The sequence below is a fragment of the Rubrobacter taiwanensis genome (assembly GCF_004337705.1).
GTDB classification, from domain to species: Bacteria; Actinomycetota; Rubrobacteria; order Rubrobacterales; family Rubrobacteraceae; genus Rubrobacter_C; species Rubrobacter_C taiwanensis.
The window spans coordinates 47,222-71,321 of the sequence record NZ_SKBU01000008.1; the positions used below are offsets into that span (position 1 = coordinate 47,222).

The 24,100-nt window shown below is 65.8% G+C and carries 27 protein-coding genes, 3 tRNA genes, 1 other RNA gene and 1 pseudogene; 25 read left to right on the plus strand and 7 right to left on the minus strand.

What is annotated here, in order from left to right; translation table 11 throughout:
• Positions 1–45: 45 nt before the first annotated feature.
• The 11 genes from ftsE to E0L93_RS04685 all read left to right on the plus strand — a co-directional run bounded on the left by ftsE (position 46) and on the right by E0L93_RS04685 (position 7,196).
• Positions 46–732 (plus strand): cell division ATP-binding protein FtsE, encoded by a 687-nt coding sequence (ftsE, locus tag E0L93_RS04635; protein WP_132689158.1) that lies wholly within the window; start codon positions 46–48, stop codon positions 730–732.
• Positions 722–1,600: a permease-like cell division protein FtsX gene (ftsX, locus tag E0L93_RS04640; protein WP_132689161.1), complete on the plus strand. Its 879-nt coding sequence runs from the start codon at positions 722–724 to the stop codon at positions 1,598–1,600. The genes ftsE and ftsX overlap by 11 nt, the downstream gene beginning before the upstream one ends.
• A gap of 92 nt (positions 1,601–1,692) precedes the next feature.
• Positions 1,693–3,306 (plus strand): ribonuclease R family protein, encoded by a 1,614-nt coding sequence (locus tag E0L93_RS04645; protein WP_132689164.1) that lies wholly within the window; start codon positions 1,693–1,695, stop codon positions 3,304–3,306.
• A complete protein-coding gene (smpB, locus tag E0L93_RS04650; protein WP_132689167.1) occupies positions 3,303–3,764 on the plus strand; it encodes an SsrA-binding protein SmpB in 462 nt (153 codons plus the stop codon). Before E0L93_RS04645 ends, smpB begins: the two co-directional genes overlap by 4 nt.
• A 37-nt stretch (positions 3,765–3,801) precedes the next feature.
• Positions 3,802–4,162, plus strand: a transfer-messenger RNA (tmRNA) gene (ssrA, locus tag E0L93_RS04655).
• 51 nt (positions 4,163–4,213) lie between these two features.
• The gene (locus tag E0L93_RS04660) at positions 4,214–5,143 is read left to right on the plus strand and encodes a histone deacetylase family protein (protein ID WP_132689170.1); all 930 of its coding nucleotides are present in this window, start codon (positions 4,214–4,216) and stop codon (positions 5,141–5,143) included.
• Entirely contained in the window at positions 5,140–6,033 is an 894-nt protein-coding gene (locus tag E0L93_RS04665) for a TIGR01777 family oxidoreductase (RefSeq protein WP_132689173.1), read from the plus strand. The genes E0L93_RS04660 and E0L93_RS04665 overlap by 4 nt, the downstream gene beginning before the upstream one ends.
• A 69-nt stretch (positions 6,034–6,102) precedes the next feature.
• Positions 6,103–6,915, plus strand: a complete 813-nt coding sequence (gene murI / locus E0L93_RS04670) for a glutamate racemase (protein ID WP_132689176.1) — start codon at positions 6,103–6,105, stop codon at positions 6,913–6,915.
• Between the two features lie 39 nt (positions 6,916–6,954).
• Positions 6,955–7,028: transfer RNA gene (locus E0L93_RS04675), tRNA-Pro, on the plus strand.
• A 16-nt stretch (positions 7,029–7,044) separates the two neighbouring features.
• A tRNA-Gly gene (locus tag E0L93_RS04680) sits at positions 7,045–7,115 on the plus strand.
• A gap of 8 nt (positions 7,116–7,123) precedes the next feature.
• A tRNA-Arg gene (locus E0L93_RS04685) sits at positions 7,124–7,196 on the plus strand.
• A gap of 95 nt (positions 7,197–7,291) precedes the next feature.
• Here the strand turns inward: E0L93_RS04685 and E0L93_RS04690 are convergent.
• Positions 7,292–8,419 (minus strand): site-specific integrase, encoded by a 1,128-nt coding sequence (locus tag E0L93_RS04690; RefSeq protein WP_132689179.1) that lies wholly within the window; start codon positions 8,417–8,419, stop codon positions 7,292–7,294.
• A 186-nt stretch (positions 8,420–8,605) separates the two neighbouring features.
• Entirely contained in the window at positions 8,606–8,800 is a 195-nt protein-coding gene (locus tag E0L93_RS04695; RefSeq protein WP_132689182.1) for a helix-turn-helix domain-containing protein, read from the minus strand.
• A 113-nt stretch (positions 8,801–8,913) separates the two neighbouring features.
• Here E0L93_RS04695 and lexA point away from each other — a divergent pair, with 113 nt between their 5' ends.
• From lexA to E0L93_RS04730, 7 genes are all read left to right on the plus strand, one after another.
• Positions 8,914–9,543: a transcriptional repressor LexA gene (lexA, locus tag E0L93_RS04700; RefSeq protein ID WP_132689185.1), complete on the plus strand. Its 630-nt coding sequence runs from the start codon at positions 8,914–8,916 to the stop codon at positions 9,541–9,543.
• 9 nt (positions 9,544–9,552) lie between these two features.
• Positions 9,553–11,823 (plus strand): MarR family transcriptional regulator, encoded by a 2,271-nt coding sequence (locus E0L93_RS04705; protein ID WP_132689188.1) that lies wholly within the window; start codon positions 9,553–9,555, stop codon positions 11,821–11,823.
• Positions 11,820–12,167, plus strand: a complete 348-nt coding sequence (locus E0L93_RS04710; protein WP_132689191.1) for a TubC N-terminal docking domain-related protein — start codon at positions 11,820–11,822, stop codon at positions 12,165–12,167. Before E0L93_RS04705 ends, E0L93_RS04710 begins: the two co-directional genes overlap by 4 nt.
• On the plus strand, positions 12,164–12,433 hold the full coding sequence (locus E0L93_RS04715) for a hypothetical protein (protein ID WP_132689193.1): 270 nt from the start codon (positions 12,164–12,166) through the stop codon (positions 12,431–12,433). The genes E0L93_RS04710 and E0L93_RS04715 overlap by 4 nt, the downstream gene beginning before the upstream one ends.
• The gene (locus E0L93_RS04720; RefSeq protein WP_228033595.1) at positions 12,430–12,660 is read left to right on the plus strand and encodes a hypothetical protein; all 231 of its coding nucleotides are present in this window, start codon (positions 12,430–12,432) and stop codon (positions 12,658–12,660) included. The genes E0L93_RS04715 and E0L93_RS04720 overlap by 4 nt, the downstream gene beginning before the upstream one ends.
• Positions 12,661–12,750: 90 nt before the next feature.
• Positions 12,751–13,389, plus strand: coding sequence for a hypothetical protein (locus E0L93_RS04725; RefSeq protein WP_132689198.1), 639 nt, complete (start codon positions 12,751–12,753; stop codon positions 13,387–13,389).
• Positions 13,390–13,398: 9 nt separating this feature from the next.
• Entirely contained in the window at positions 13,399–14,409 is a 1,011-nt protein-coding gene (locus E0L93_RS04730) for a metal-dependent hydrolase (RefSeq protein WP_132689201.1), read from the plus strand.
• 26 nt (positions 14,410–14,435) lie between these two features.
• Here E0L93_RS04730 and E0L93_RS04735 read toward each other — a convergent pair whose 3' ends face one another.
• Positions 14,436–14,654, minus strand: a complete 219-nt coding sequence (locus E0L93_RS04735) for a hypothetical protein (protein WP_165874162.1) — start codon at positions 14,652–14,654, stop codon at positions 14,436–14,438.
• 741 nt (positions 14,655–15,395) lie between these two features.
• On the opposite strand from E0L93_RS04735, the gene E0L93_RS15720 reads away from it, so the two are divergent.
• Positions 15,396–15,755, plus strand: a complete 360-nt coding sequence (locus tag E0L93_RS15720; RefSeq protein WP_165874163.1) for an ArsR/SmtB family transcription factor — start codon at positions 15,396–15,398, stop codon at positions 15,753–15,755.
• Between the two features lie 73 nt (positions 15,756–15,828).
• Positions 15,829–18,102, plus strand: coding sequence for a heavy metal translocating P-type ATPase (locus tag E0L93_RS04745; protein WP_132689208.1), 2,274 nt, complete (start codon positions 15,829–15,831; stop codon positions 18,100–18,102).
• On the opposite strand, the gene E0L93_RS04750 is transcribed toward E0L93_RS04745, so the two are convergent.
• Complete coding sequence (locus E0L93_RS04750) at positions 18,089–18,730, minus strand: IS1 family transposase (RefSeq protein WP_197735548.1); 642 nt, start codon at positions 18,728–18,730, stop codon at positions 18,089–18,091. The genes E0L93_RS04745 and E0L93_RS04750 overlap by 14 nt on opposite strands.
• Complete coding sequence (locus tag E0L93_RS04755; protein WP_132689211.1) at positions 18,727–19,194, minus strand: IS1 family transposase; 468 nt, start codon at positions 19,192–19,194, stop codon at positions 18,727–18,729. Before E0L93_RS04755 ends, E0L93_RS04750 begins: the two co-directional genes overlap by 4 nt.
• 138 nt (positions 19,195–19,332) lie before the next feature.
• On the opposite strand from E0L93_RS04755, the gene E0L93_RS04760 reads away from it, so the two are divergent.
• The 3 genes from E0L93_RS04760 to E0L93_RS04770 all read left to right on the plus strand — a co-directional run bounded on the left by E0L93_RS04760 (position 19,333) and on the right by E0L93_RS04770 (position 20,648).
• Complete coding sequence (locus E0L93_RS04760) at positions 19,333–19,932, plus strand: class I SAM-dependent methyltransferase (RefSeq protein ID WP_197735547.1); 600 nt, start codon at positions 19,333–19,335, stop codon at positions 19,930–19,932.
• Between the two features lie 78 nt (positions 19,933–20,010).
• Complete coding sequence (locus E0L93_RS04765; RefSeq protein WP_132689213.1) at positions 20,011–20,184, plus strand: thioredoxin domain-containing protein; 174 nt, start codon at positions 20,011–20,013, stop codon at positions 20,182–20,184.
• Between the two features lie 2 nt (positions 20,185–20,186).
• Entirely contained in the window at positions 20,187–20,648 is a 462-nt protein-coding gene (locus E0L93_RS04770; RefSeq protein WP_132689216.1) for a helix-turn-helix domain-containing protein, read from the plus strand.
• 186 nt (positions 20,649–20,834) lie between these two features.
• Here E0L93_RS04770 and E0L93_RS04775 read toward each other — a convergent pair whose 3' ends face one another.
• On the minus strand, positions 20,835–21,242 hold the full coding sequence (locus E0L93_RS04775) for an SHOCT domain-containing protein (protein WP_132689219.1): 408 nt from the start codon (positions 21,240–21,242) through the stop codon (positions 20,835–20,837).
• Between the two features lie 186 nt (positions 21,243–21,428).
• Between E0L93_RS04775 and E0L93_RS04780 the strand changes: the two are divergent.
• A pseudogene (locus E0L93_RS04780) lies at positions 21,429–23,080 on the plus strand (IS1182 family transposase).
• Positions 23,081–23,145: 65 nt separating this feature from the next.
• Here the strand turns inward: E0L93_RS04780 and E0L93_RS04785 are convergent.
• Complete coding sequence (locus tag E0L93_RS04785) at positions 23,146–23,478, minus strand: hypothetical protein (RefSeq protein ID WP_132689222.1); 333 nt, start codon at positions 23,476–23,478, stop codon at positions 23,146–23,148.
• Between the two features lie 198 nt (positions 23,479–23,676).
• Between E0L93_RS04785 and E0L93_RS04790 the strand changes: the two genes are divergently transcribed.
• Positions 23,677–24,090, plus strand: a complete 414-nt coding sequence (locus tag E0L93_RS04790; RefSeq protein WP_207890325.1) for an ArsR/SmtB family transcription factor — start codon at positions 23,677–23,679, stop codon at positions 24,088–24,090.
• The last annotated feature ends 10 nt before the right edge of the window (positions 24,091–24,100 follow it).

The window sequence follows — 24,100 nt, forward strand, 5'->3', positions numbered from 1 at the left end:
TGCGATCGCCGATGATCCGGGCGATCGCCGATCCGGGAGAGTAGCGTGATTCGATTCGACAACGTCACCAAAGTCTACGGCAACGACGTTCTGGCTCTGGAGCGCGTCAGCATGGAGATCGGTCAGGGAGAGTTCGTCTTCCTGGTGGGAGCGAGCGGGTCGGGCAAATCCACGGTGGTGCGCCTGATCCTCAAGGAGATCGAACCCTCTGCCGGGACCGTCTACGTCAACGGCCGGCGGCTGTCCGCCATACCCCGGCGGCAGATACCCCGTCACCGGCGCTCCATCGGGTGTGTGTTCCAGGACTTCAAGCTGTTGCCGAACAAGACGGCTGCGGAGAACGTGGCCTATGCCATGGAGGTCACGGGACAGCGGCGGCGTGCGATCCGTACGAAGGTGCCGCAGATACTAGAGCTCGTGGGACTGGCCAACAAGATGGACAAGTATCCGGACCAGCTCTCCGGCGGGGAGCAGCAGCGGGTCTCCATCGCGCGGGCGTTCGTCTCGCAGCCGCCGATCCTGATCGCGGACGAGCCTACGGGGAACCTCGATCCGGAGACGAGCGTGGGGATCATGCAGCTTCTGCACAGGATCAACCGCATCGGCACCACCGTTCTGGTCGCCACCCACGACAAGGAGATGGTGGACGTGATGCGCAAGCGCGTCATCGCGCTGGAGGACGGCCGGATCGTCCGCGACCGCGTGAAGGGGGCGTATCTGGATGAGGTTTAATCTGGGCTTCTTCCTGCGCGAGGCGTTCAAGAACATGCGGCTCAACCTGCTCATGAGCGTCACGGCCGCGACCACAACCTTCATGTGCATTCTGGTGCTCGGCATCGGGATGCTGGTCAACGCGCACGTCTCGGACATCATCCGCTCCATCGGCGAGCGGGTGGAGATAACGGCCTTCTTCCCGGAGGATGCGACACAGCAGGAGATCCGGCAGGCCCGGGAGGAGGTGCAGAGCTGGCCGGAGGTGCGGGAGAGCACCTACGTCTCCAAGGAGGAGGCGCTGCAGCGCTTCCAGGAGAGCCTGCCGGAGATCGCGCAGAATCTGGAGGACAACCCGCTGCCGGCGTCGATCGAGATCTCGCTGCACGACCCGGCGGACTCGCAGGCCGTCGCCGACCGGCTGGTGGAGAGCGGGTATTTCGCCCGGGAGGATATTAGCTATCCGGCTCAGACCATAGACCGGCTCAATACCATAACCGGTTACATCACCTGGGCGCTGCGCGGGGCGACGGCGCTGTTCCTGATCTCCAGCGTGCTCCTGATCTCCAACGCCATCCGGCTCTCCATCTTCGCCCGGCGGAAGGAGATCGAGATCCAGAAGCTCGTCGGGGCTTCGGACAACTTCGTTCGCATGCCGTTCGTGGTGGAGGGCATGGTGCAGGGGCTGATCGGCTCCGCTGTGGCGGCCCTGGTTGTGGTGTGGCTGAACTTCTTCTTCGTGGACTGGGCGAACCGGAATATCCCGTTCTTCCCCATCTCGGCCACGGCCGTAGACACGGTCTCTACCATGGCCATCCTGATCGCCGTGGGTGTGATCATCGGGGTGGCGGGCAGCTACCTCTCGGTGCGCCGGTTCTTGAAGGTTTAGCCCTTTTGCGAAGTGGCTCTCGGGATTCTCTGCGGCCCGTGATAGACTCTGCATTGTAATGCAGGCTATTTTACGGAGCTCGTTCGACCGCCATGCTCATACCGGCGATCCTGATCCGGCGCGGGAAGTACTCCATAGCCGACCCGCTCTTCGTGAGCGAGCGGCGGCCCATCCTGGTCTCCCGTAAGGCCCGGAAGGGGGCCGAGGCCGGGGACATCGTTCTGGTGCGCACCTGGGAGAGCGACCGCTCGCTGCGCGGCGAGGTGGATCGTGTGCTGGGGCCTGCGCGGGACCCCCGCACCGTATATGATGCGCTCTTCGCCTCGATAGAGACTTCCCGCGAGTTCCCCGAGCGGCTGGAGGAGGAGGCCGAACGGGCGGCCGGAACCCCGGCCGGGGAGCGCGCCGATCTGAGGCGCCTGCCGACCGTGACGATAGACGGCGAGGACGCCAAGGACTTCGACGACGCCATCAGCGTGGAGCGCACGGATGAGGGATACCGGGTCTGGGTGCATATCGCGGACGTAACGCACTACGTGCGCCCGAACACCGCTCTGGACCGCGAGGCCCGGCGGCGCGGCAACTCCGTCTATCTGCCCGGGACGGTGGCCCCCATGCTGCCGGCGGCCCTGTCTGCGGATGCCTGCTCTCTCGTTCCGCATCGGGAGCGGGCCGCGGTCACGGTGGAGATGGAGGTAAGCTACGCCGGAGAGATGAAGTCCTGCCGGGCGTTCCGGAGCCAGATCGCCAGCGACGCCCGGCTCACCTACGAGGCGGTAGATGCCATGCTCTCCGGCGGCGAGAAGGTGCCGCAGGCGGAGATGGTGCTGGTGGCGCACGAGCTCTCCCGGGTGCTGCGGAGGAAGGCGCTGGAGCGAGGGAAGCTGGAGCTGGAGAGCAAGGAGCCGGAGTACGAGCTGGACGAGAACCGGGTGCCGGTGGAGGCCCGGATGCGGCGCTCGACCCCGGCCCGGGAGCTCATCGAGGAGCTCATGGTTCTGGCCAACGAGGCCGTGGCGAAGATGGTCCGGGAGAGGCCCGGAGCCGTCTACCGGGTGCACGAGCGGCCGAGCCTCGCGGACCTGGAGGAGCTGGGGCGGAAGCTCGCCGCGATCGGGTTCATAGCGGAGCCCACGCCGGAGAACCTGAGCGCGATAGCGGCCAAGATCGGCTCCGACGCCGGCCGGTACCTGATCCTGCGCTCCATCCCGCGGGCTCTCTACTCGCCGCACAGGATCGGGCACTACGGGCTCGCTCTGGAGGACTACGTGCACTTCACCTCGCCCATCCGGCGCTACTCGGATGTCCTCGTGCACCGGTCGCTGCTTGGGGAGGAGCCGCCGCACGACCCGGAGGCCGTCGCGGATCACATCTCCGAGCGCGAGTGGCAGAGCATGCTTGCGGAGCGCACTGCGGACGAATACACCCTGATGTGGCTGATGCGGGACCGCGTCGGTGATACCATGAGGGGCACCGTGGTCGGTACGGCTTCCTTCGGCATGTTCGTGGAGCTGGAGACCGGGGCCACGGGCCTCGTGCACGTGAGCAAGCTCCCCGGCTGGTGGGAGCTGGAACCGAGCGGTGTTGTGCTCTCCAACCCCGAGATAGGCGGGCGCTACGCCGTGGGCGACGAGGTGCTGGTGGAGCTGGTGGATGTCTTCCCGCTGATGCAGCGGGCGGAGCTGAGAGTGGTGAGGCGGCTGTGAAGCTCTTCGCACAGAACAAGAAGGCTCTCCACGACTTCAACGTGGAGGAGACGTACGAGGCCGGGATCGCGCTCACCGGCCCGGAGGTCAAATCTATCCGCGAGGGGCGGGCGAATCTGAGGGAGAGCTACGCCCGCGTCCGGAACGGGGAGGTGTTCCTGATCGGGGCTCATGTCTCTCCCTACAAGAACGCCACGAACGTCCCGCAGAACCCGACGCGGGACCGCAAGCTGCTGCTGCACCGGGGCGAGATCTCGCGCCTTTCGGGCAAGAGCCAGGAGGAGGGAAAGACCCTCATCCCCCTCAAGCTCTACGGGAAGAACGGGAAGATCAAGGTCGAACTCGCGGTGGCCAGCCGCAAGAAGCAGTACGACAAGCGGCGCGAGATCGCCCGCAAGAGCGCCGAGCGCGAGATGCAGCGGGCGATCAAGGACAGCCTCCGGCGCTCCCGCCCGTGATTGAAACGGGCCGATCTGTGGTAAAATAATCGCCCACGGGGGCGAAAAGGCTTCGACGGGAGTGGACAGCGCCCTGTGAGACGAGCCGAGCTTGCCGGAAGCTCGTAAAACCCCGGCGACATAAACACACACGCCAACGATAGAGAGATGGCGCTCGCTGCCTAAAACCATTTTGGCAGCGCATCGGCCCGGATGGCCCGCGATCCGGTGTCCGGTGTCAGAGTAGCGGGCTCACCTCCGGGACTGTGGCCCCAGGCCCGGGGGGACATCTGAGGGGCTAGCCCGGCTGTGGGGCCCCGGTCCGCAGCCGGTAGCGAAGACAAACCGGGTGCAACGCTCGTACAATCTCACGGGTGGCGCACTCGCGGACGCGGGTTCGATTCCCGCCGCCTCCACTCTCTTTTCTTCCGGCGCTGCGCCGGGGTGCGGGATGAGGCACACTGAGCCTCATGAAGGTCTTCTACAGCGACACGTTCGTGCTCCCGCTGCCGGAGGGGCACCGTTTCCCGATGCGCAAGTACTCCATGCTGCGCGAGCGGGTGGAGCGGGAGCTTGAGGCTCTGGTGGAGCTCGTCGTGCCGCATGCCGCGACTGAAGGGGAGCTGGTTAGCGCTCACGACCCGGAGTACGTACGCCGTGTACGGGTGGGAGGGCTGACGGCATCTGAGATGCGGCGCATCGGGTTCCCCTGGTCGCCGGAGATGGTGGAGCGCTCCCGGCGCTCCGTCGGGGCCACGATAGAGGCGTGCCGGGCGGCGCTGGAGGAGGGATACGCCGCCAACCTGGCCGGGGGGACGCATCACGCGTTCCGGGACCGGGGGGAGGGGTTCTGCGTATTCAACGACGGTGCGGTCGCCGCGCGGACCGTACGGGCGGAGGGGCTCGTGGAGCGCGTGGTGATCGTGGATGCCGACGTGCACCAGGGGAACGGCACGGCCTCCATCCTGGAGGGAGACTCCTCGGTCTTCACCTTCTCCGTACACGGGGCCAAGAACTTCCCCTTCGAGAAGGAGCGCAGCGACCTGGACGTGGAGCTCCCCGACGGGGCGGACGACGGCGAGTACCTGGAGGCTTTCGAGCGCGGGCTGCTGGAGGCGCTGGAGCGGGCGGACGCCGGGCTCGCCGTCTATCTGGCGGGGGCCGACCCCTACGAGGGCGACCGGCTCGGCCGGCTCGCTCTCAGCAAGGCCGGGCTCGGGGAGCGGGACCGGCTCTTCTTCGAGCACGCCCGGGCTGCCGGGCTGCCGGTGGCGATCACGATGTCCGGCGGGTACGCAAGGAGCATAGAAGACACGGTGGACATCCACTTCAGTACCGTGCGGCGGGCCGCCGGGCTCGCCGCGGCGGAGCGGGCGAGATCTGGGGAGGTATATGAATGAGGGTTCTGGTGAGCGGCGCTTCCGGTTTTCTGGGTTCCGCGCTGAGGGAGAGTCTCGAAGCCGATCGGCACGAGGTAGTGAAGCTGACCCGCCGGCCGCCGGCCGCCGGCGAGCGGGCGATCCGCTGGAATCCCGCCGCCGGGAGCCTCAACGTCTCGGTGCTCGAGGGGATGGATGCCGTCGTTCATCTGGCCGGTGAGAACGTGGCGGGCCGCTGGACCGCGGCCAAGAAGGCCCGTATCCGGGAGAGCCGCGTCGGGGGCACCCGGCTTCTGGCCGAGTCGCTCGCCCGGATGCAGAACCCGCCCGGGGTGATGGTGTGCGCTTCGGCCGCCGGGTACTACGGCGATCGGGGAGACGAGGTGCTCACCGAGGAGAGTCCGCCCGGATCGGGCTTCCTGGCGGAGGTTGCCCGCGAGTGGGAGGCCGCCGCAGACCCGGCGCGCCAGAAGGGCATCCGGGTGGTGCATCTGCGCTTCGGCATCGTGCTCTCGCCCGAAGGCGGGGCTCTGCGGCTCATGCTGCTCCCCTTCCGGATGGGGCTCGGGGGGAAGCTCGGCAGCGGCCGGCAGTACATGGCCTGGATCTCGCTCCCCGACGCCGTCGGCGCGGTCCGGCACGCGCTGGACACCGGGGAGCTCGAAGGGCCGGTCAACGCCGTTGCTCCCCACCCGGTACGCAACGAGGAGTTTACCAGGACTCTAGGGAGGGTGCTCTCGCGCCCGACACCCTTCACGCTGCCGGAGTTCGCCGGGAAGCTCGTCATGGGTGAGATGGCTGAGGAGATGCTCTTCGTCAGCCAGCGCGTAGAGCCCGTGCGGCTGCTGGAGACCGGCTACGGCTTCAAGCACCCGCGGCTGGAAGAGGCGCTCCGCGACATGCTCGGCTGAGTCCCGGTCGCGCGCTCTCTGCGGCCGGGCGGTGCATATCCCGCGGGCGAATAGATATAATCTCTCGCCGTGAGCGATCCCCGTCCCATAGGAGTCTTCGATTCGGGAGTCGGCGGCCTGACGGTGCTGGCCGAGGTCCGGGATCGCCTGCCCTTCGAGCACATCGTGTACTTTGGTGACACGGCGCGAGTACCGTACGGTGTGCGGGATCTGGACGAGGTCCGGGAGTTCGCCTTCGAGATTATCGAGTACCTCACCGGTCTGGACGTGAAGCTCGTCGTGATCGCCTGCAACACGGCGACCGCGGCGGCGCTGGAGGCGGCTCAGGCTGCGTTCGACGTTCCCATTATCGGGGTCATAGAACCGGGGGCCCGCGCAGCCGTGCTGGAGACCCGGCTGCGCAGCGTCGGGGTTCTGGCGACCGAGGGAACGGTCAACAGCCACGCCTACCGCCGGGCTGTGCACTACCTCGACGCCGGGATCCGGGTCTACGAGCAGGCCGCTCCGGCGCTCGTGCCCCTGATCGAGCGCGGCATCGTAGACGGCCCGGAGCTGGAGCGAGCCGTGCGCTGGTACCTGCACCCATTGCAACGGCAGGGGGTGGACGCCGTGATCCTGGGCTGCACCCACTACCCGCTCATCTCGGCCACCATAAACCGGGTGCTGGGTCCCTCGGTGCGCCTCATATCCTCCGCCGGGCAGACGGCCCTCGAAGTCCGGCGCGTGCTCTCCCGCCGCGGTTATCTGCGGCACGTCCCCAAGATGGGCGACGAGGGCAGAACGACCTTCATCTGCAGCGGAGATCCCAGACAGTTCGCAACCCTGGGCAGCATGTTCCTGGGCGAGGAGATAGAGGTGGTGGCCCCCGCCGCCGCGCTTTGAAGCCCCAAGGAGCTCTGTTATACTCTCAGGGGTTCCCGGCGGGGCGTGGCGCAGCCTGGCAGCGCACCTGCTTTGGGAGCAGGGGGTCGGAGGTTCAAATCCTCTCGCCCCGACTCCGGGAGAGTACGCGCGGGTGTAGCTCAATGGCAGAGCTCCAGCCTTCCAAGCTGGCGATGGGGGTTCGATTCCCCTCACCCGCTCTTCTCAGGCGCCCGTAGCTCAGGGGACAGAGCAGCGGACTTCTAATCCGCCGGTCGCAGGTTCGAATCCTGCCGGGCGCGCTTCGAGAAGCCTTGATTTGCAGGTGAAACGCAAACAACAGAGAAGCCCCCGGTTCGACGTCGGGGGCTATTTACCGCAACCGTACCGCAACCCGTTATCCCAAAGCGTCGTCCATCGCGTCCGCCAGACCGTCGCCCATGCCGGGGAGCACGTGGGAGTAGGTGTCGAGCGTGATGCCGATGTTGGCATGCCCGAGGAGTTCCTGGACGTACTTGGGGTGCTGGCCCACCTTAAGAAGTATGGTGGCGCAGGTGTGCCGGAGGTCGTGCACGCGCACGGTGCGGGGAAGTCCGGCGCGCTCCAGGATCTGCTTGAAGGAGCGGGCAGTGAGGTTCTTGGCGTTCATGGTCTTGCCGACCTGGTTGGGGAAGACGAGCCCGTGATCCTCCCACAGCCCCGCCGCCCGCAGACGCTCCTCCAGCTGCGCTTTGCGATGGCGCCTGAGCGCCTTCATAGCCCCGGTGGTGAGCTTGATGCGGCGCCCCTTGCCGTTCTTGGGGGCTTCGAAACGGTGCCCCGTTCGCGTCTCCGAGAGCGTGCGGCGCACGGCGAGCGTGCCGGCGTCGAGGTCCACGTCCTCCCACTTGAGCCCCAGCAACTCGCCCTCCCGCAAACCACAGTGCACGGCGAGCACGTACAGGGTCTCGAAGCGGTCGCCGCGCGCGGCGTCGAGGAAGGCGCGGGCCTGGTCGGGAGACAGGGGCCGTATCTCTTTCTTGGTGGGCCTCGGCGCCTTTATGGCCTCGGACGCGTTGCGGGGTATCAGCTCGTCCCTCACGGCCTGCTTGAGCGCCTTGTGGAGCGTGACGTGGATGTACTGGACGGTGCGGGGCGAGAGTCCGGCGCCCAGCTTCTCCCGGTAGAGGCCCCGGACATGCGCCGGAGCGAGGGTCTTCAGTTTGATCCGCCCCAGCGTGGGCTTGATGTGCACCCGGACTATGGACTCGTACCGCTCGTAGGTGCGCTGCCTCACCGTGTCCCGCACGGAGTCCGAAAGCCAGCGATCCAGGTACTCGCCGACGGTCAGCTTCCCGGCGTCGTACACGATGCCGCCATTGCGGTCCGCTATCGCCTTCGCCAGCTTCTCCGCCACCTCCCTGCGCGTCTTGCCGTACAGCGTCTTCCGCTTGCGCCCCTCGGCCGTGTACACGGTGTACTCGGCGCGCCAGGTGCCGTTCTTGCGACGGCTGATGCTGCCCTCGCCGTTGCCGCGTTTACCCATCTTCTCCTTCCCTTCCGGTCCCGGCGACGAGCGTCGCCACTTACAACACCTCTCAACATCCGGGTGCCTTTATCCTGCTTGGATCCACCTCCCCAACCATGAGCCTGCCGTCCGACGATCTTTGATCGCTGCGTAGACAATGTCAATGATCCACCTGTTACGAGGTAGGGATCCTCCCCGACGGGTCTACTTCCGCCTGGCTTCCGGATAGCGTTGCTCTTCGAGCCAGCGATCGAGCTCCCTGCGGCTCACCCGGACGCTGCGCCCGATCCTCACCGATGGGATCTGCCCCGAGCCGACCAGCTCGTACGCCCGGCTGCGCGCGATCTGCAGGACCTCCGCCACCTCCGGTACCTTCAGCCACTCTCGCTCCCTGTTCACCCACACTCCCCTCTTCTGTCCTGTTCCCTACTGTAGTACAAATACACATTTGCGGTCAAGGCCAGGATCGTCTACAGTACCCTCGAATACGCCTTCGGGGAGGGACATAAGCGATGCGAGAGAACCTGGAGAAGAGGTTGGAGATCCTGGGCTACCTGGCCCGCAGGGCCGCCAGGGGCGAGGGGGCGCCGAGCGTGAAGGAGGTGGGGGAGGCCGTGGGCTTGAGGAGCACACAGACCGCCCACAAGCATCTCAAGAAGCTCGAAGAGGCCGGTTACGTCGAGCGGGAGGTCGGGAAGGCCCGGGGCCTGAGGCTCACCCCTACAGGCTGGGAGGTGGCGGGGAGGACGCCTCTATTGGGCCGGATCGCCGCCGGGCGCGGGTTCGAGGCCATCGTGGACGAGAGCACAACCTTCTCTCTGCCCGCAGAACTCCTCTACTCCCCCTCAGGCAGGGAACGCTACTCGCTGCGGGTGGTCGGGCAGAGCATGACCGGAGCCGGCATCGAGGACGGAGACCTTCTGGTCGTCGAGGAGGACGAGGACCCGCCCGACGGGGCGGTAGTGGTGGCGCTGCTTCGGGGAGGCGAGGAGGTCACCGTCAAGAGGCTCTACCGGGAGGGTAAGTACCTGCGGCTAAAGCCCGAGAACGGCGAGCACGAGGACATCGTCGTGCCCGATGAGGAGACGATCATCCAGGGACGGGTCGTCTACGTGATACACCCGCCCAGGAGACGCCATTAGGAGGGCGTCGTGAGGCCGCTGGAGCGCGTGCTGGAGGTCCTGGAGGTAGACAGGGGTCCCGACCATCGAGGCGAGTACCTGGCCTTCTGCCCGGCCCACGACGACAGGAACACCCCCAACCTGCGCGTCGAGGAGGCAGAGGACGGCCGCGTCCTGCTCCACTGCTTTGCCGGCTGCTCGCAGGACGAAGTGCTGTCGGCCCTGGAAGAGCGGGGAATTCGCAGGCGCGACCTGTTCTCCCGGAACGGCCGCGGAGTGGAGGAGGGGAGTAACCTCCCCCCGTATAGGACTGCAACGCTGCAACCCCGCTCTGTAAAGGGCGAAGATAAGCGGGAGAAGGGGTTGCGCGACCCCGCGCAACCGGGTGCGACGGTGCAACCTCCCTGCACCCTCGAAGCCTATGCCGGGGCCAAGGAACTGCCCGTGGAGTTTCTCCGGGAGCTCGGCCTCTCGACCGTCAGCTACATGGGCACGAAGGCTGTGCGGATGCCGTACCTCACGGAGGACGGCCGGGAGGGAGCCGTGCGCCTGCGGCTGGCCCTGGAGAAGTCTCCGCAGGGCGACAACCGCTTCCGGTGGCGCAAGGGCTCGAAGCCTACCCTCTACGGCCTGTGGCGCATGGAGCGCGTCCGGGAGGCCGGCTACGTCGTGCTGGTCGAGGGCGAGAGCGACTGCCACACTCTCTGGCACCATGGCATCGAGGCGCTGGGCGTCCCCGGCGCTTCCAACTGGAAGGAGGAGTGGGCGGCGCACCTCGAAGGGATCGGGAAGGTCTACGCCGTGATCGAGCCGGACGAGGGAGGCGAGATGTTGAAGGAGAGGCTCGCCGCCTCGGGCATCCGGGACCTGCTACGCTTCGTGGAGCTCGACGGAGCGAAGGACGTCAGCGAGCTTCACCTGTCCGAACCCACCCGCTTCCTGGAGAACCTACGCTCCGCCTTCGGGCGCGCGGCGCCTCTAATCGACCAGGAGAAGGAGCGGGCTGAGGCTCGTGCCCGTGAAGTCCGGGAAGCCTGCGAGGGCCTGGCCCGCGAGGGACGCATACTCGACCGGTTCGCCGCCGAGCTCGGGCGCTCCGGTGTCGCCGGCGAGAGCCGGGCGGCGAAGCTCCTCTACCTGGCCCTCACGAGCCGTCTCCTGGAGAGAATCGTGAGTGTCGCGGTCAAGGGGCCGTCCTCCGGCGGCAAGACCTACCTTGTGGAGCGTGTCCTCTCCTTCTTCCCGGAGGACGCCTACTACGCTTTAACCGCGATGAGCGAGCGGACGCTCGCCTACTCCGAAGAGCCCATAAAGCACCGCTTCCTGGTGATCTACGAGGCCGAGGGCATGAGCGGCGACTTCGCCACCTACCTGATGCGCTCTCTGCTCTCTGAGGGGCGCGTCCGCTACGAGACGGTCGAGAGCACCAAAGACGGCATAAGGCCCCGCCTCATAGAGCGGGAAGGCCCCACGGGCCTGATCGTCACCACCACCGCCGTCAAGCTCCACCCCGAGAACGAGACCCGCCTGCTCTCTTTGACCGTCGCCGACACCCAGGAGCAGACCAGGAACGTGCTGCGGGCTTTGGCCAGGGGTAGGATCGGCGAGCCAGACCTCAAACCCTGGCTCGCCCTCCAGGAGTGGCTGGTGACGGCCGAACGCCAGGTCGTCATCCCCTACGCCGGGGATCTCGCCGAGCTGGTCCCGCCCGTGGCCGTCAGGCTGCGCCGGGACTTCGGTGCGGTCCTGAATCTGATCCGTGCCCATGCCGTCCTGCACCAGGCCACTCGCGAGAAGGATGCCGACGGCCGCATCGTCGCCACCCTCGACGACTACGTCGCCGTCAGGGAACTGGTGGCCGACCTGGTGAGCGAAGGCATCGAAGCAACCGTGCCCAAAGGCGTGCGCGAGGCCGTGCACGCCGTTGCACGCCTGCACGCCGGGAACTCCGAGCCGGTGACCGTGGCAGAGGTCGCCCGGGAGCTGGAGCTCGACCGCTCCGCCGCCTCCCGCAGGATCAAGACAGCCAGAGAACAGGGCTATCTCAGAGATCTCGAAGATAACCCCCGCAAGCCTTCCCGCTTGGTGCCCGGAGATCCCTTGCCCGAGGACCTGGAGATACTGCCGCCTCCGGATGCATTGAAAGCGTGCAAGCGTGCAGGCGAAAACGGGGGGATAGACACCCCCCTCCCCCCGTCGAACGGCGATGAGGAAGGCGGGGGAGGGGGTGCATACCCCTCCGAAAACGGTGCACGCCTGCACGCCCCGGACGAAGACGGGCGCGTGAGGTTCACATTATGAGTGCTCGCGCACTGCTTGAGGAGCTGCGTACGCGCGACGTGCGTCTGGAAGCCAGCGGCCTCACGCTGCGCGTAGACGCTCCCGCCGGCGCCGCAACCGACGAGCTGCGCGCCGTCCTCCGCGAGCACAAGCGAGCCCTGATCCGGCACCTCGAACGCGAGCGCCGCAGGCTGGAGGAGGCGGACCGCCGGGGGCTCGTGATCCGGTGGGCCAGAGAGCCCGGCTACGTCGCCCTGCACGACCCTACCACCGGCGAGTGGCACGAGGTCGCGGTGTCCGGGTGCCCGCCCTGGGTGCTGGAGGATGCGAAGGCGTACCGCCGCCGGGAAAGGAGCGAAGCATGAGCAGCTACGACGAGGTGGTCCGCCGCAGGGAGGTCAATACCCTCTACCGCAAGCTCTGCTTCCTGGGCCTCGAAGCCTATGCCGAACCTGACGCGGAGCGGCCGGCAGGCTACAGGGTAGTGGTCGAGGGCCTGAAGTCCTTGAACCCCGACCACGCCGACCGCCTGATGCGGCTGGTGCGGGACAACGAGGCCGCGCTGGCAGAGGTACTGCCGAAGAGATGTCCCCGTCTTCGGCTCGTCCGCGGCAACGGACCGGTCCCTTGAGAGCACGTCTCCTATCCGTCTGCGTGTCCCGCGCCCGGGAGGGCGGTCTGAAGATAACCCTGCGGTACGCTTACGAGGGCAGACCTCCGTCCTTGAGGCAGCGCGCCGGGATGGTGAAGGCCCTGCTGGCCGAGGCCCTCGGCCGCCTGGAAAAAGGTAAGCCCATGGACGCGGGCTTCAGCGAGGACGCCGTAAGGCGCGTCCGCACCGACACGATGGAGACGTAGCCGTCCGTGCCGGAAGAGGGCGTATCCGTGTGTGAGAAACCCCTATATAAGAGAGAAGATCACACGCACGGGCGGGAGAAGGCGAGGCGCTTGGACTTCGACACCTCAAAGAGCAACGGCAGGGACCGCCGACGGCCGTCCGGCGGTAACAGCTTCCCTGACTTCTCGACGGGTAGAGCCGGCCGCCCGGGTCGAGGTTTCGACACCTCCCGCCGTTACCGTCACCAGAGCGGGATCGACGGGGGTGTCGGCGAGGACTTCCGTATACCGGCGGGCGCGAGGAAGGCCGCGCTGGTCCACCTGGCGCTCGAAGCGTGGCGCGCTGGCCTGCTCGACCCGAAGGAACTCGGTGAGGTGAGGGGCCGCGACGTGGACGAGGCAGGATTGCAACGCGCCCTCTACCGCTCCTCCATGGGCGAGATCGAGCACGTCCTCGGCCCGATAGTGAGGGGTAAGCGCATCGTCGTGGAAGGCCATCTCGCCGGCACGGGACGTACCGCCATAGAGAGGCTCGGCGCCGAGGTGGAGGAGCTAAGGCTCGAAGACGAGAGGCGCTACATAGACATGACTCCCGTCATCTTCGTTGTTGCAGCGGTCGCTATGGCCGTCCGCTACGTCTCTTTGGGCCTGGACGACCAGAGCCTCTACATCCTCGCCGGCATAGCCTTCGCCCTCATGTACGGCCTCAGGCCTTTCTTCTTCAAGATGCAGAGGCCCAGGGACGAATAGGAGCATGCCGTGAAGGTCGCTACCCACATAGTCTTCGGCGAGTGCTGCCTGTTCGCCGCCTCCGCCGTCTTCGACTTCCACTACGAGATACCCTCGGTCTTGGCGGCTGCCGTCTGCTCCGTCCTGCCCGACGCCGACTACCCCAAGAGCTGGCTCGGCCACCAGCTCGGCAGCGTCTCAGAGGATCTGTATGGCGCCTTCGGGCACCGCTCCTTCCTACACAGCTTACTGGCTCTCGTGCTCGTCACGGCTGCTCTCGGCTCGCTTTTGTGGTGGATCACCGGCCAGCCTGCCACGATGATCGCCGTGGGGGTGGGCTATGGCTCTCACCTCTTCGCCGACATGATGACTTTAGGAGGAGTGCAGCTCTTCTGGCCCTCTCGTCTGATCGCCGTCTTCCCTGGTCGCGACGAGTACCGCGTCGTCAGCGGCGGTAACTCCGAGCGCGTGTTTGTCGCCGTTGCTCTCATCTTTGCGCTGCTCTTCTACCCTGTCTCGCGAGTAGGCTTCGACGGCCTGATCTACCGCATGGGTGGCTCCGACCAGCTCTACGGCGAGGTGACCAGAGTGACCGACGGCGACACCATAGAGGTAGAGACCCAGGGCCGCACTACTCCCGTGCGTCTCATAGGCGTGGACACCCCGGAGACCGTGGCGCCTGACCAGCCTATAGGTTGCTTTGGACCGCAGGCATCTGACTACACGAAGCAGGTCCTCTACGAGCGCCAGATCAACGAAGAAGGTGAGGTCGTGCGCGAAGGCCGTCTCGTGAGGCTGGAGATCCCGCGCATAGGAGATTCCGAGGACGCCTACGGCCGTACTCTTGCCTACGTCTACATCGATGCGAACGATGACGGCTCCTACGAGCGCCTCTTCAACGAAGACCTTATCGAACTCGGGCTCGCCCGCACCACGACTTTCGCCCACACCTACCGCCGCGAGTTCGAGCGAGCAAGGGAAGAGGCCGAGGAGAGGGGCGCGGGATTGTGGAGCGCCTGTCCCGAAGTGGACACTCCCTGACGGGCTAACGCCGTTGCGAGGAGGCTTCACAGGCGGGAGCCATTAGGCGACACCAGACTCCCGTGGCGGGTCTGCGCACCCACCCCGGGCTGCGCTCTCCCGGCCGCGGAAGGGTGGAAGGCGCAACTCCGCGTGACGGTCCGCAGGCCGCCCCCGAGGGTCGGCCCCCGGCCCTGCGCCTCTCGTCCGTAGCGGGCGAGACTCGGTATGGCGGCCAGCTTGCGCTCGCCGCTACGCAGGATCATCCTCGCCGGCACGGTCCGCCGTCGGCTAAAGCCGACCCCGGCCCTCCACCAATGATCAGCTATAGCGGAACGCGGCAAGGCGGAGAGCCGTCCTGACGGCCGGCACCCCGCCCCAGACCACCTTGAGGATGCAGAGCGAGGGTTCCCACCAACTTCGAGACCAGCGTCTGGAGCCTGATGGAGACGATGTGTTGCCAGCGCCCCAGAAGGCTACACCGGCAGGGCGGGGACGGCTTCGCCGCCCTTTCAGGGTGTCGAGGCTCTCCATACCGGCCGTGCCCTGGCCTTGACATCCCCGTCCCCCGGCCCCTTACGCCCCCAGGCAGGCAACACATGATTTCCTCCACCGCACACCCGTTCCCCCTATCCGGCGTCGTGGCCTTCGCGGGCTCCCGGCACGGCTCCCCGTTCCCGGTGGCGCCGCTTGTCTCTGCCGTCCTTGCCGCAGGTGGATCGGTGCGCGTGGGCTGCGCCCCCGGCGTTGACGCTGTCGTCCGCTCCTGTTGCCTCTTGGCCGTGGTGGTGCGCGCCTCGTCGTTTCCCGGCCCGCCGCGTGCCCGGCTCGCTGCCCGTACCCGGGTGGTCGTTGCCGGTGCCTCGGCTCTGTGCGTCTTTCCACCCGCCGGCGGCGCGCTCGGTCCCGGCTCCTCGCTGACGACGAGGGCGATCCTTGACTTTCCCCTGAGGAGAGCTACACTGGTCGTTATTAATCAAGTAAATTTGATAAAAAGGTGGTTCGGCTTGGACGAGTGCTACAGCGAGATACCCAGGGTGCGGCGGGGGGACCTGCAACTGCTCCCCGAGGGGGAGGCGTCGGCCCTGGCGGCCTACGGGAAGGCTCTCGGAGACCCGATCCGGCTGCAGATGGTCCGCCTTCTGGAGCAGCGAGAGGACCTCTGCACCTGCGAGTTCGAGGAGCTCCTGGGTCTCGGCCAATCGAAGGTCTCCTACCACCTGAAGGTCCTGCTCAAAGCGGGGGTCGTGGAGCGCGAGTTGCACGGCACCTGGAGCCACTACAGCCTGCGCGACCCGAGGCTCCTGGAGCGGCTCGGGTTGCTCTTCTCGGCGACGCACGAACGTAACGAGGCGTTGACCGCATAAGTTCATAAGGCGCGCGTTCGGCGGTCCGTTTACACTCATTTAATCAAATTTCCTTGATCATAAAGGAGACGGTTTGAAAGAGCGGTTCGAAGAGCGGGAGGTAGGGCCGCCCGTGGAGGATGGAAACGGCGGCGGTGACGGACGGGTGGCGGTCTACGAGGTCGAGGGCGCTGGTTGCCTGGACTGCGCCGGGGAGGTCGAGGAGGCCATAGCGGATCTTCCGGGTGTAGAGGAGGACGACTTCAACCCGGTGGCCGGTAGGCTGACGGTGATCGGCGAGGCCGACACGGAGGCCATCCGGAGGATCACGAAGAGCGAAGGGTGGGCGGTCAGGCCGCAGGGCTCCCGGAGCCCGAACGGTTCTGTGGCTGCGGCCGCAGGGGCGCCACCGGCCGGGGATACGCCGGCAAGAGAGGAGCCCAGGCCCTGGTGGAGGCAGACCCGGCAGGTGCTTCTGGCTCTCTCGGCGTCGCTGCTCATGTTGGGCCTCGTCTTCGAGTGGACCGGCCTGGCCGACAGGCTCGGAGGTGGGGAGCTCCTGGCACGAATTCTGTTCGGCGCGTCCATCCTCGTCGGTATCTACGCGCCCGCGCGCAGCGCCTACGCTTCCCTCAAGCGCAAGAGGATCACGATCAACACGCTTCTGGTCGTGGGCAGCGCGGGGGCGCTGTGGCTGGGGCTGTGGGAAGAGGCGGCGAGCCTGGTGGTCATCTTCTCGCTCGGGGAGGTGATGGAGGTCTACGCCACCGACCGCGCCCGGCGCAACCTCAAGGCACTCATGGACCTGGCACCGCCTTCGGCACTCGTGGTGCGCCAGGGCGGAATGGAGGAGACCGTGCCCGTGGAGGCGGTGCGTACCGGAGACCTGATCCGGATCAAGCCCGGGACCAGGATCCCCCTGGACGGCGAGGTGGTCGAGGGCGGCTCCGCGGTGGACGAGGCGCCCATCACCGGCGAGTCCATGCCGGCGGACAAGGGGAGAGGCGACGAGGTCTTCGCCGGGACGATGAACCTGAATGGCGTCCTCACCGTGAGGGTCACGGCCGCCTCCTCGGAGACGACTTTGGCCCAGATCATCCGCACGGTGGAGGAGGCTCGCGCCCACAAGTCGAGCTACGAGAACTTCGGAGAGCGCTTCGGGGCCGTCTACACCCCCGCTATGTTCGCCCTGGCCGCGCTCGTGGCGGCCATACCGCCGCTCCTCTTCGCCCAGCCTTTCGAGCCCTGGTTCTACCGGGCGTTGGTGGTGCTGGTGATCTCCTGCACCTGCGGGCTCGTGCTCTCGGTGCCGACGGCCGCGCTCGCCGCGATCAGCAACGGGGCTCGTCGCGGCCTGATCGTCAAGGGAGGAGCATACCTGGAGGCCGCCGCCCGCGTGGATACGGTGGCCCTCGACAAGACTGGGACCTTGAGCACCGGTCAACCCGAGCTCACCGACGTCGTCCCGGCGGAGGGTGTCGTCTCCCGCGAGGAACTGCTCGGGCTCGCCGCGGCGGTCGAGGCCGGTTCCGAGCACCCCATAGCCGCCGCCGTCGTGCGCCGGGCGCAAAAAGAAGGGCTCGCGGTCCCGACCTCCGAGCGCTTCTCGGCCCTTACGGGACGCGGGGCCGTCGCCGAGGTGGAGGGCGAGCGCATCTTCGTCGGCAGCCCGCGCCTCGCTGCGGAGGAGGACATCCCCACAGGAGAGCTCGGGGCCGTGGCGGACCTCGAGTCCGCAGGAAAAACCGCGATCGTTGTCTGGAAGAGCAGGAAGATCCTCGGCGTCTTGGGCATCCAGGACCCCTTGCGTGAGGAAGCCGCCGAGGCCGTCTCGCTGCTCAAGAAGCGGGGCGTAAAGCGCGTCGTCATGCTCACCGGCGACAACCGCCGGACCGCCGAGGCGCTCGCCCGGCAGGCGGGCATAGACGAGGTCCACGCCGAGCTTTTGCCCGACGACAAGATCCGGGTGGTCCGGGAGCTGCAGGAGCGGGGCCACCGGGTCGCGATGGTCGGCGACGGCATCAACGACGGGCCGGCCCTTGCGCAGGCGGACCTCGGGATCGCCATGGGAGTCCGCGGCACCGACGTGGCCCGCGAGACAGGCGACATCGTGCTGATGGACGACGACCTGAGGCGCCTGGCCGAGGCGCTCTCTTTGGGGCGCCGGGCGACGCGAACGATCCGCCAGAACGTCTTCTTCTCCGTGAGCCTTGTCGCGGTGCTGGTACCCACCGCGCTCCTCGGCCTGGTGGGCCTGGTGCCGGCCATCGCCATAAACGAGGGGAGCGCCCTCGTGGTGATCGCCAACGGCCTGAGGTTGCTCCGCCCGAAGCCGGAGAGGGATAGTCTCCCGATCAAGTGTTGGTAATTGGAAGTGGCAACGTGATGAGCAACTCCTCGATCTCCCAGATATGATCCGTCAATCCAGCCGCCATCGCTGGAGATCGCCTCCTCCAGCGTCGCCCCGCTTCTTCCGGGCTCTTGATCCTCAACGTCTTTAGCGCCCGGCCCAGGTTGTAGACCGCATCTTCCCAGATCGAGGATGCCACGAGCATCTCGAGCTCTTTGGAGTAGCCTAAAGTCTTCCTCGCCAACCTACCGTTCATGTGCCGAGAGGTGAGGTTGGTGCGTTCGACGTAGCTGGTGCTTGTTCCCAACAACTCGATCACTTCGTGCTCGTCCCCATAAATGGTCTTCGCCTTCGCTCCCATCACCCGCCCGTTTTCTCGCCGCTTGACCATTTGCAAATGCCGCCAGCCCGATTGGGGTCGCTTCTTGGTCGGAGGGCGTCCTCTTCCTCCATACTCGGGCACCTTCCCCCACACCTCCACCATCGCCTCGTCGTATCCACCCCACCCATCCGATACCAAAGGCGGCGGAGAATGCGGATGCCCTCGACTCTTTAGCCTCTCGAACGCTTCGATAGCCGCCTGTGTCTCGCTCTTGGCTATCGCGCGTGCCGCCCGCAGTCGTGTGTCGCTCTCGATCAGCGTCAAGCGCCAGAACTCTCCTCTATCCGGGCGTTCCTCGTGGCCCCCTTTTTGCCTTTGTTCCCCACGTAGGCCCACAACCCATCCACCTGAGCCTTGCTCACCTCGTAGTCGCCCATCAACGCCTCTTCGACGGCGTCCGCGTGGCGGGCAGCCTCGCGCAGCCACCTGAGGATCGTGTCCTCCTTAAAGCCCTTCGCGCGAGCGAGGCTACTGATCCTGACCCCCTCGGCCAAGAGCGCCAGAGTTTCGAGGATGTCCTTTAGAGCCGCGTGTTTGCGATAGAAGAGCGTCCCGCGCGTGGCGCTAAAGGTGGTTGCACAGGACTTGCATCGGTAACGCTGGACGCCCTGCTTGCTCTTACCGAACTTGATGATGTTGCCCTCATCCACCTGGGCATGGAGTTGGCACTCCTCGTTGGGGCAAAAAGTGCCAGCCGAAGCCAACCTCTGCTCCTTGATCCGCTCCACTCGACCTCCCCTGCTCTCGTTGATGACATATTCTCCGTATCTCACCAACTCTAATCAGGGAGACCACCCGGAGAGGGGAGGGAAGTAATGTCTCCCGCCGGCGGAGCCGGTCGTGGACCGGGCCGGGAAGAAAGCCGAATGTCCCCCTTCCCGGCCACCGGCATGCCGGACAGGGACTGGTGGAGCGCCCTGTGGCCCGACCCGGAAGGCGTGTTGGAGAAGCTGGGCATCTCCTCGGGGATGAGTGTGGTCGACCTGTGTTGCGGCGACGGCTACTTCACCGCTCCTCTGTCGCGGTTGGTGGCTCCGGGCAGGGTCTACGCGCTGGATCTGGACCCCGGGATGCTGGAGCGGGCCAAAGAAGAGGTGGCCCGCCACGGGGCGAACAACTGCGAGTTCGCCCTGGCCGACGCCCGCGATATCGCCAAGCACGTCCCCGCGCCGGTCGATCTCGTGCTGCTGGCGAATACCTTCCACGGAGTGCCGGAGCAAACGAGGTTGGCCCGCGCGCTCTTCGAGGTGCTCAAACCCGGCGGAAGGTTCGCCATCGTCAACTGGCACCCCATACCGAGAGAAGAAACGTCCGTACTGGGCGAACCCCGCGGCCCCGCCACGGAGATGCGTATGTCACCCGAGAAGACCGGGGCCGTCGTGGAGCCCGCCGGTTTCGAGCTGGAGCGGGTCATGGAACTCCCCCCATACCACTACGGGATGGTCTTTGTACGAAAGGACCGGTAGCGAAGGAGAGAGTATGGCCGAAAAACAGGTTGTGATCTACACGCAGCCTGGTTGCGCCGGCTGCTTGCGGGAGAAGAAGTGGCTCTCGGACAAAGGTGTGTTCTTTTCATCGAGAAGGATATCCGGGAAGACGAGCAGGCCCTCAGAGAGCTGACCGGGCTCGGATCTCAAGCGACCCCGACCACCGTGATCCGTGGAGAGGTCATCATCGGGTTCGACCCGAAGAAGCTCGGCGAGAAGCTGGAGGTGTAACCGTGGACAGACGAGGCAAGTTCCGAATACTTGACACGGGAGGTTGCGCGACCCGTTGCCTGCTGCCGGAAGCGGCCAAAGCCGCGCGCGAGCGCCTCGGCGAGGGGGAGGTTCGGCGGGTGCCGTTCACCTGCGAGGTCTCCGGGGAGTACGTCGCGGCGGTCCTGATCGGCGAAGCGGTGGCCGAACGGATCCTTGGAGCGGCCCCTGGCCTTCTGCGCGACCCGACGGAGGCCAGGACACTGGCAAGCCTCGCGGAGGCGACCCTCTGCGCCTGCGACGTAGCCACGTTGCTCGAATATCCGCAGCCGGAGATCGAGGACGTGCTGCGCGCTCTCGCCGCCCGGGGTCTTACGGAAGAACGTCCCATAGCGGGGATGCCTTACTTCGGTCTCTCGCGAAGGGGACGCGGCTTCGTGGAGAGTGGTCTCGCAGAAACCCCGACTCCGCGAGAAGGTCCTTGAAACCTTGCGGGGGTGACGGTTCTCAGCAGTACGTACGTCTCACGTTCTGGTGCGAGACTTGTGATTTTGGTCCTGGAGTCGCAGTTCGCTTACGCAGGCGCGGGTTGGCTGAGAGGGCGACCCGCGCCACCGCGAGGATACCGGCGCAGCCGTAAGATCCTGGGCAGCCTTGGAAGAAACCCCTTTTCAAGCACTCCCTTCGCCCCGCAGCACCTCAAGCGATCTCTCGTACTCCTCGGCGTCGATCTCGCCGCGCGCGAAGCGCTCCCGCAGGATCTCCTCCGCCGATCCGGCGCGTGCCCGATGGTCGTCGGAGCTACCCTGACCCGAGGTGATGCGCACTACGGCCCAGACGATCAATGCGATCAGCCCGCCCCAGAACAGGAGCGGGACGAGCGTCCAGAGTATCCCGAAGAAACCCCGGCCGCCGTCCATCATGCCACCCGGACCCCACCCCCAGTCGTCCATCATGCCTCCGGGACCCATCATCGAACCACCACCGAACAAGCCGCTGCCGGCGAGGATCGCCAGCAGGACGAGCAACAACAAGAAACCGCCGAGGGCGCCGAGCACGGTCTTGGTACCATCACTCATCGAAGAGCCTCCTTCTTCGTACTTGCGACGCAAATGTATCGGAGCGAGACGGTGTTGTCCTGATCAGATCGGCTCAATTTTTTGTCAATGTTGACCATATGCCGGATACTGTTGGTTTATTCATCAGCGACGCTGCATACTCCAGGAAGCAGCCCCGAGAGCCACCTTCCTGGAGGGCAGAGAGTTATGTCTATGCACCCCAAACCGATCGGTCCCGTCCCAGAAGATACCGCCCGTGTCGCCAGGGCTGCCTTTCCCAAAGGAACAACCTACATACAGATGCGCGATGCGCTCGGAGCCATCTACGAGGATGAGGACTTCTCAGAGCTCTTCGAGGTGCGCGGACGTCCCGCCATCGCGCCGTGGAGGTTGGCTTTGGTGACGTTGATGCAGTTCTCTGAAGGGCTTTCAGATAGACAGGCGGCGGAAGCTGTACGCGCCCGTATAGATTGGAAGTATGCACTCGGCCTCCAACTGACCGATCCCGGCTTCGACTTCTCGGTGCTCTCGGAGTTCCGTTCGCGGCTGGTTGAAGGCGGTAAGGAAGAGTTGCTTTTGGAGAAGCTCCTTGAGGTGTGCAAGGAGCGCGGCTACCTCAAAGTCCGTGGCAGGCAGCGCACCGACTCGACTCATGTGCTTGGTGCTTTGCGCGTCTTGAGTCAGCTGGAGCAGACGGCGGAGACGATGCGGGCCGCCCTCAACGCTCTGGCAGCCGCAGACCTGGACTGGCTCAGAGAGCACGCCGATCCGAAATGGTTCGAGCGCTACGCCAGGCGCATCGAGGATCAGCGGTTGCCCAAAGGTAAGGAAGCAAGGAAAGAGTACCTGCAAACTGTGGGCGCTGATGGGGCGCGGCTTCTTGCACAGCTCGATGATCCTCACACACCGCGAATTCTAAAGACGCTCGGTGAAGTCGAGATCCTGCGCCAACTCTGGGAACAGCGCTACGTTCAGAGTCCTGAAGGAGAGCTGCGGGCGCGCGACCCAAAAGAGAGGCCTGAAGCCGCCTACTGCATCGAATCTCCCTACGAGACGGAGGTTCGCTACGCTACCAAGCGAGGGATGAGTTGGATTGGCTACAAAGTGCATCTGACGGAAAGTTGCGACGAAGGGCTGCCGCATCTGATCACCAACGTCCACACCACTGCGGCCACCGCCACCGACGTAAAACAGCTTTGTGCCATCCAGGAAGGGCTTGCAAAAAGCGGGCTTCTGCCCGCCGAGCAGTTGGCGGACGCCGCCTACGTCTGTGGCAGCAACCTGGTTTCGAGCCACGCCTGCCGGATCGATCTCATCGGACCGACCTACGAAGATCGCCAGTGGCAGGCAAAAAGAGGCGAAGGCTTCGACGTAGCAAACTTCAGCATTGACTGGGAAAAGAAGGCGGTAACCTGCCCACAGGGGCGGAAGAGCATCCGCTGGTCCGAAACGAAGACGGCTCGGGGTCGAAGTATGATCCACATCGACTTCTCCCCAAATGATTGCGCTGCGTGTCCGAGCCGCCCGTCGTGCACCCGGGCCAAGAACCTTCCCCGCACCCTCACTCTACAGCCAAAAGAAGAGCACGAGGCTATCCAGTTTGCCAGAGAGCGTCAGAAGAGAGAGGATTTTGCTGCCCTCTACTCTCGGAGGGCGGGCATAGAAGGAACGATCTCACAAGGAGTAAGGGCCTTCGTTCTCTACGTCAAGCTCGCTACCGGGGCTTGAAGAAGACCCACCTGCAAGAACTGGCCACTGCGACGGCGGTTAACGTGGGACGGATCGCTAACTGGCTCAACGGTGTTCCTACCGCCGTAACTCGGCGCTCCCGATTGGCGGCTCTGGCTCCGGTGAGCTGATCGTGGCTCTCCGGCGAATAAACCAACAGTATCTATGCCGGCGTTTACTTGATCTTTGCCGGACTCTACGACAGGCGCCATTCCACCAGCTCCGGCCCGCCGCCTTCGGCGGGGAACATCTGGACCCTGAAGCGTATATCCGGGTGGTGGGTGTCCTTGCCGCCCCGCGTGTTGTAAGCGTCGACGAACCGGCACCGGTACTCGCCGGGGAAGGTCTCGTCGGTAAGCTCCACCTCGAGCCTCACGGTCACCTCTTTCTCTCCGCCGCCGTCACCGTGCATGGATATGACGCGACCGCTCGCGTCTTCCCTGAAAAGGGCATCGACCCGGGAGACGCCGCTTGAGTCCCTCAGGTCCAGCTCCAGTGTGATAGTGTCCCCAACCGTGTAAGTCCTCACCGCTCTTTCTCCTCTCCCGAACGGCTCCCTCTTCGCCGTCGTTGGTCGCTCGTCGGCTTTCTCCGCCCGGAACCCCGAACCGGAACCCGACCGCCTCCGCCCGCCTTCCTGCGGATCGCGCCGCCCCGGCAAGTTGACGCTCCATACGCGCCGGTATAGCATTATTTCGATTGTCGTTCAACTATAGGAGAGTATTGCGTGCGAGCGATCGACGACAAAGAGAAGGATCTGGAGCGGATCGCGAGCGAGGGCGTCTGCGAGGTGGACGTCATCCACGCGGAGGCCGTGCGGCGAGCTCGGGAGGCTTTGCCGGAGGAGGAGGTCACGCGGAGGGCGACGGAGATCTTCGGGCTCCTCTCCGACCCCACGCGGTCACGCATCGTCTACGCCCTCTCGGTGGAGGAGCTGTGCGTCTGTGATGTAGCCGCGGTGGCGGGGCTCTCCATCAGCGCCGCGAGCCACCAGCTCAAGCGCTTGAGGGATCGGGGGGTGGTGAGCTTCCGTAAGGAGGGCCGGTTGGCCTACTACCGCCTCGAAGACGAGCATCTGCGCCGGCTCCTTGAGGACTGCGTGGGACACGTCCTCGCAGAGCGAGGGGCGACTTCCGCCTAGGGCTTTGACC

What these genes read in the sequence shown, in the direction of transcription:
- ftsX (WP_132689161.1), top strand. Translation starts at nt 722, where the DNA reads ATGAGGTTTAATCTGGGCTTCTTCCTGCGCGAGGCGTTCAAGAACATG.
- E0L93_RS04645 (WP_132689164.1), top strand. Translation starts at nt 1,693, where the DNA reads ATGCTCATACCGGCGATCCTGATCCGGCGCGGGAAGTACTCCATAGCC.
- E0L93_RS04660 (WP_132689170.1), top strand. Translation starts at nt 4,214, where the DNA reads ATGAAGGTCTTCTACAGCGACACGTTCGTGCTCCCGCTGCCGGAGGGG.
- E0L93_RS04665 (WP_132689173.1), top strand. Translation starts at nt 5,140, where the DNA reads ATGAGGGTTCTGGTGAGCGGCGCTTCCGGTTTTCTGGGTTCCGCGCTG.
- E0L93_RS04690 (WP_132689179.1), bottom strand. Translation starts at nt 8,419, where the DNA reads ATGGGTAAACGCGGCAACGGCGAGGGCAGCATCAGCCGTCGCAAGAAC.
- lexA (WP_132689185.1), top strand. Translation starts at nt 8,914, where the DNA reads ATGCGAGAGAACCTGGAGAAGAGGTTGGAGATCCTGGGCTACCTGGCC.
- E0L93_RS04710 (WP_132689191.1), top strand. Translation starts at nt 11,820, where the DNA reads ATGAGTGCTCGCGCACTGCTTGAGGAGCTGCGTACGCGCGACGTGCGT.
- E0L93_RS04715 (WP_132689193.1), top strand. Translation starts at nt 12,164, where the DNA reads ATGAGCAGCTACGACGAGGTGGTCCGCCGCAGGGAGGTCAATACCCTC.
- E0L93_RS04735 (WP_165874162.1), bottom strand. Translation starts at nt 14,654, where the DNA reads ATGATCCTGCGTAGCGGCGAGCGCAAGCTGGCCGCCATACCGAGTCTC.
- E0L93_RS04760 (WP_197735547.1), top strand. Translation starts at nt 19,333, where the DNA reads ATGTCCCCCTTCCCGGCCACCGGCATGCCGGACAGGGACTGGTGGAGC.
- E0L93_RS04775 (WP_132689219.1), bottom strand. Translation starts at nt 21,242, where the DNA reads ATGAGTGATGGTACCAAGACCGTGCTCGGCGCCCTCGGCGGTTTCTTG.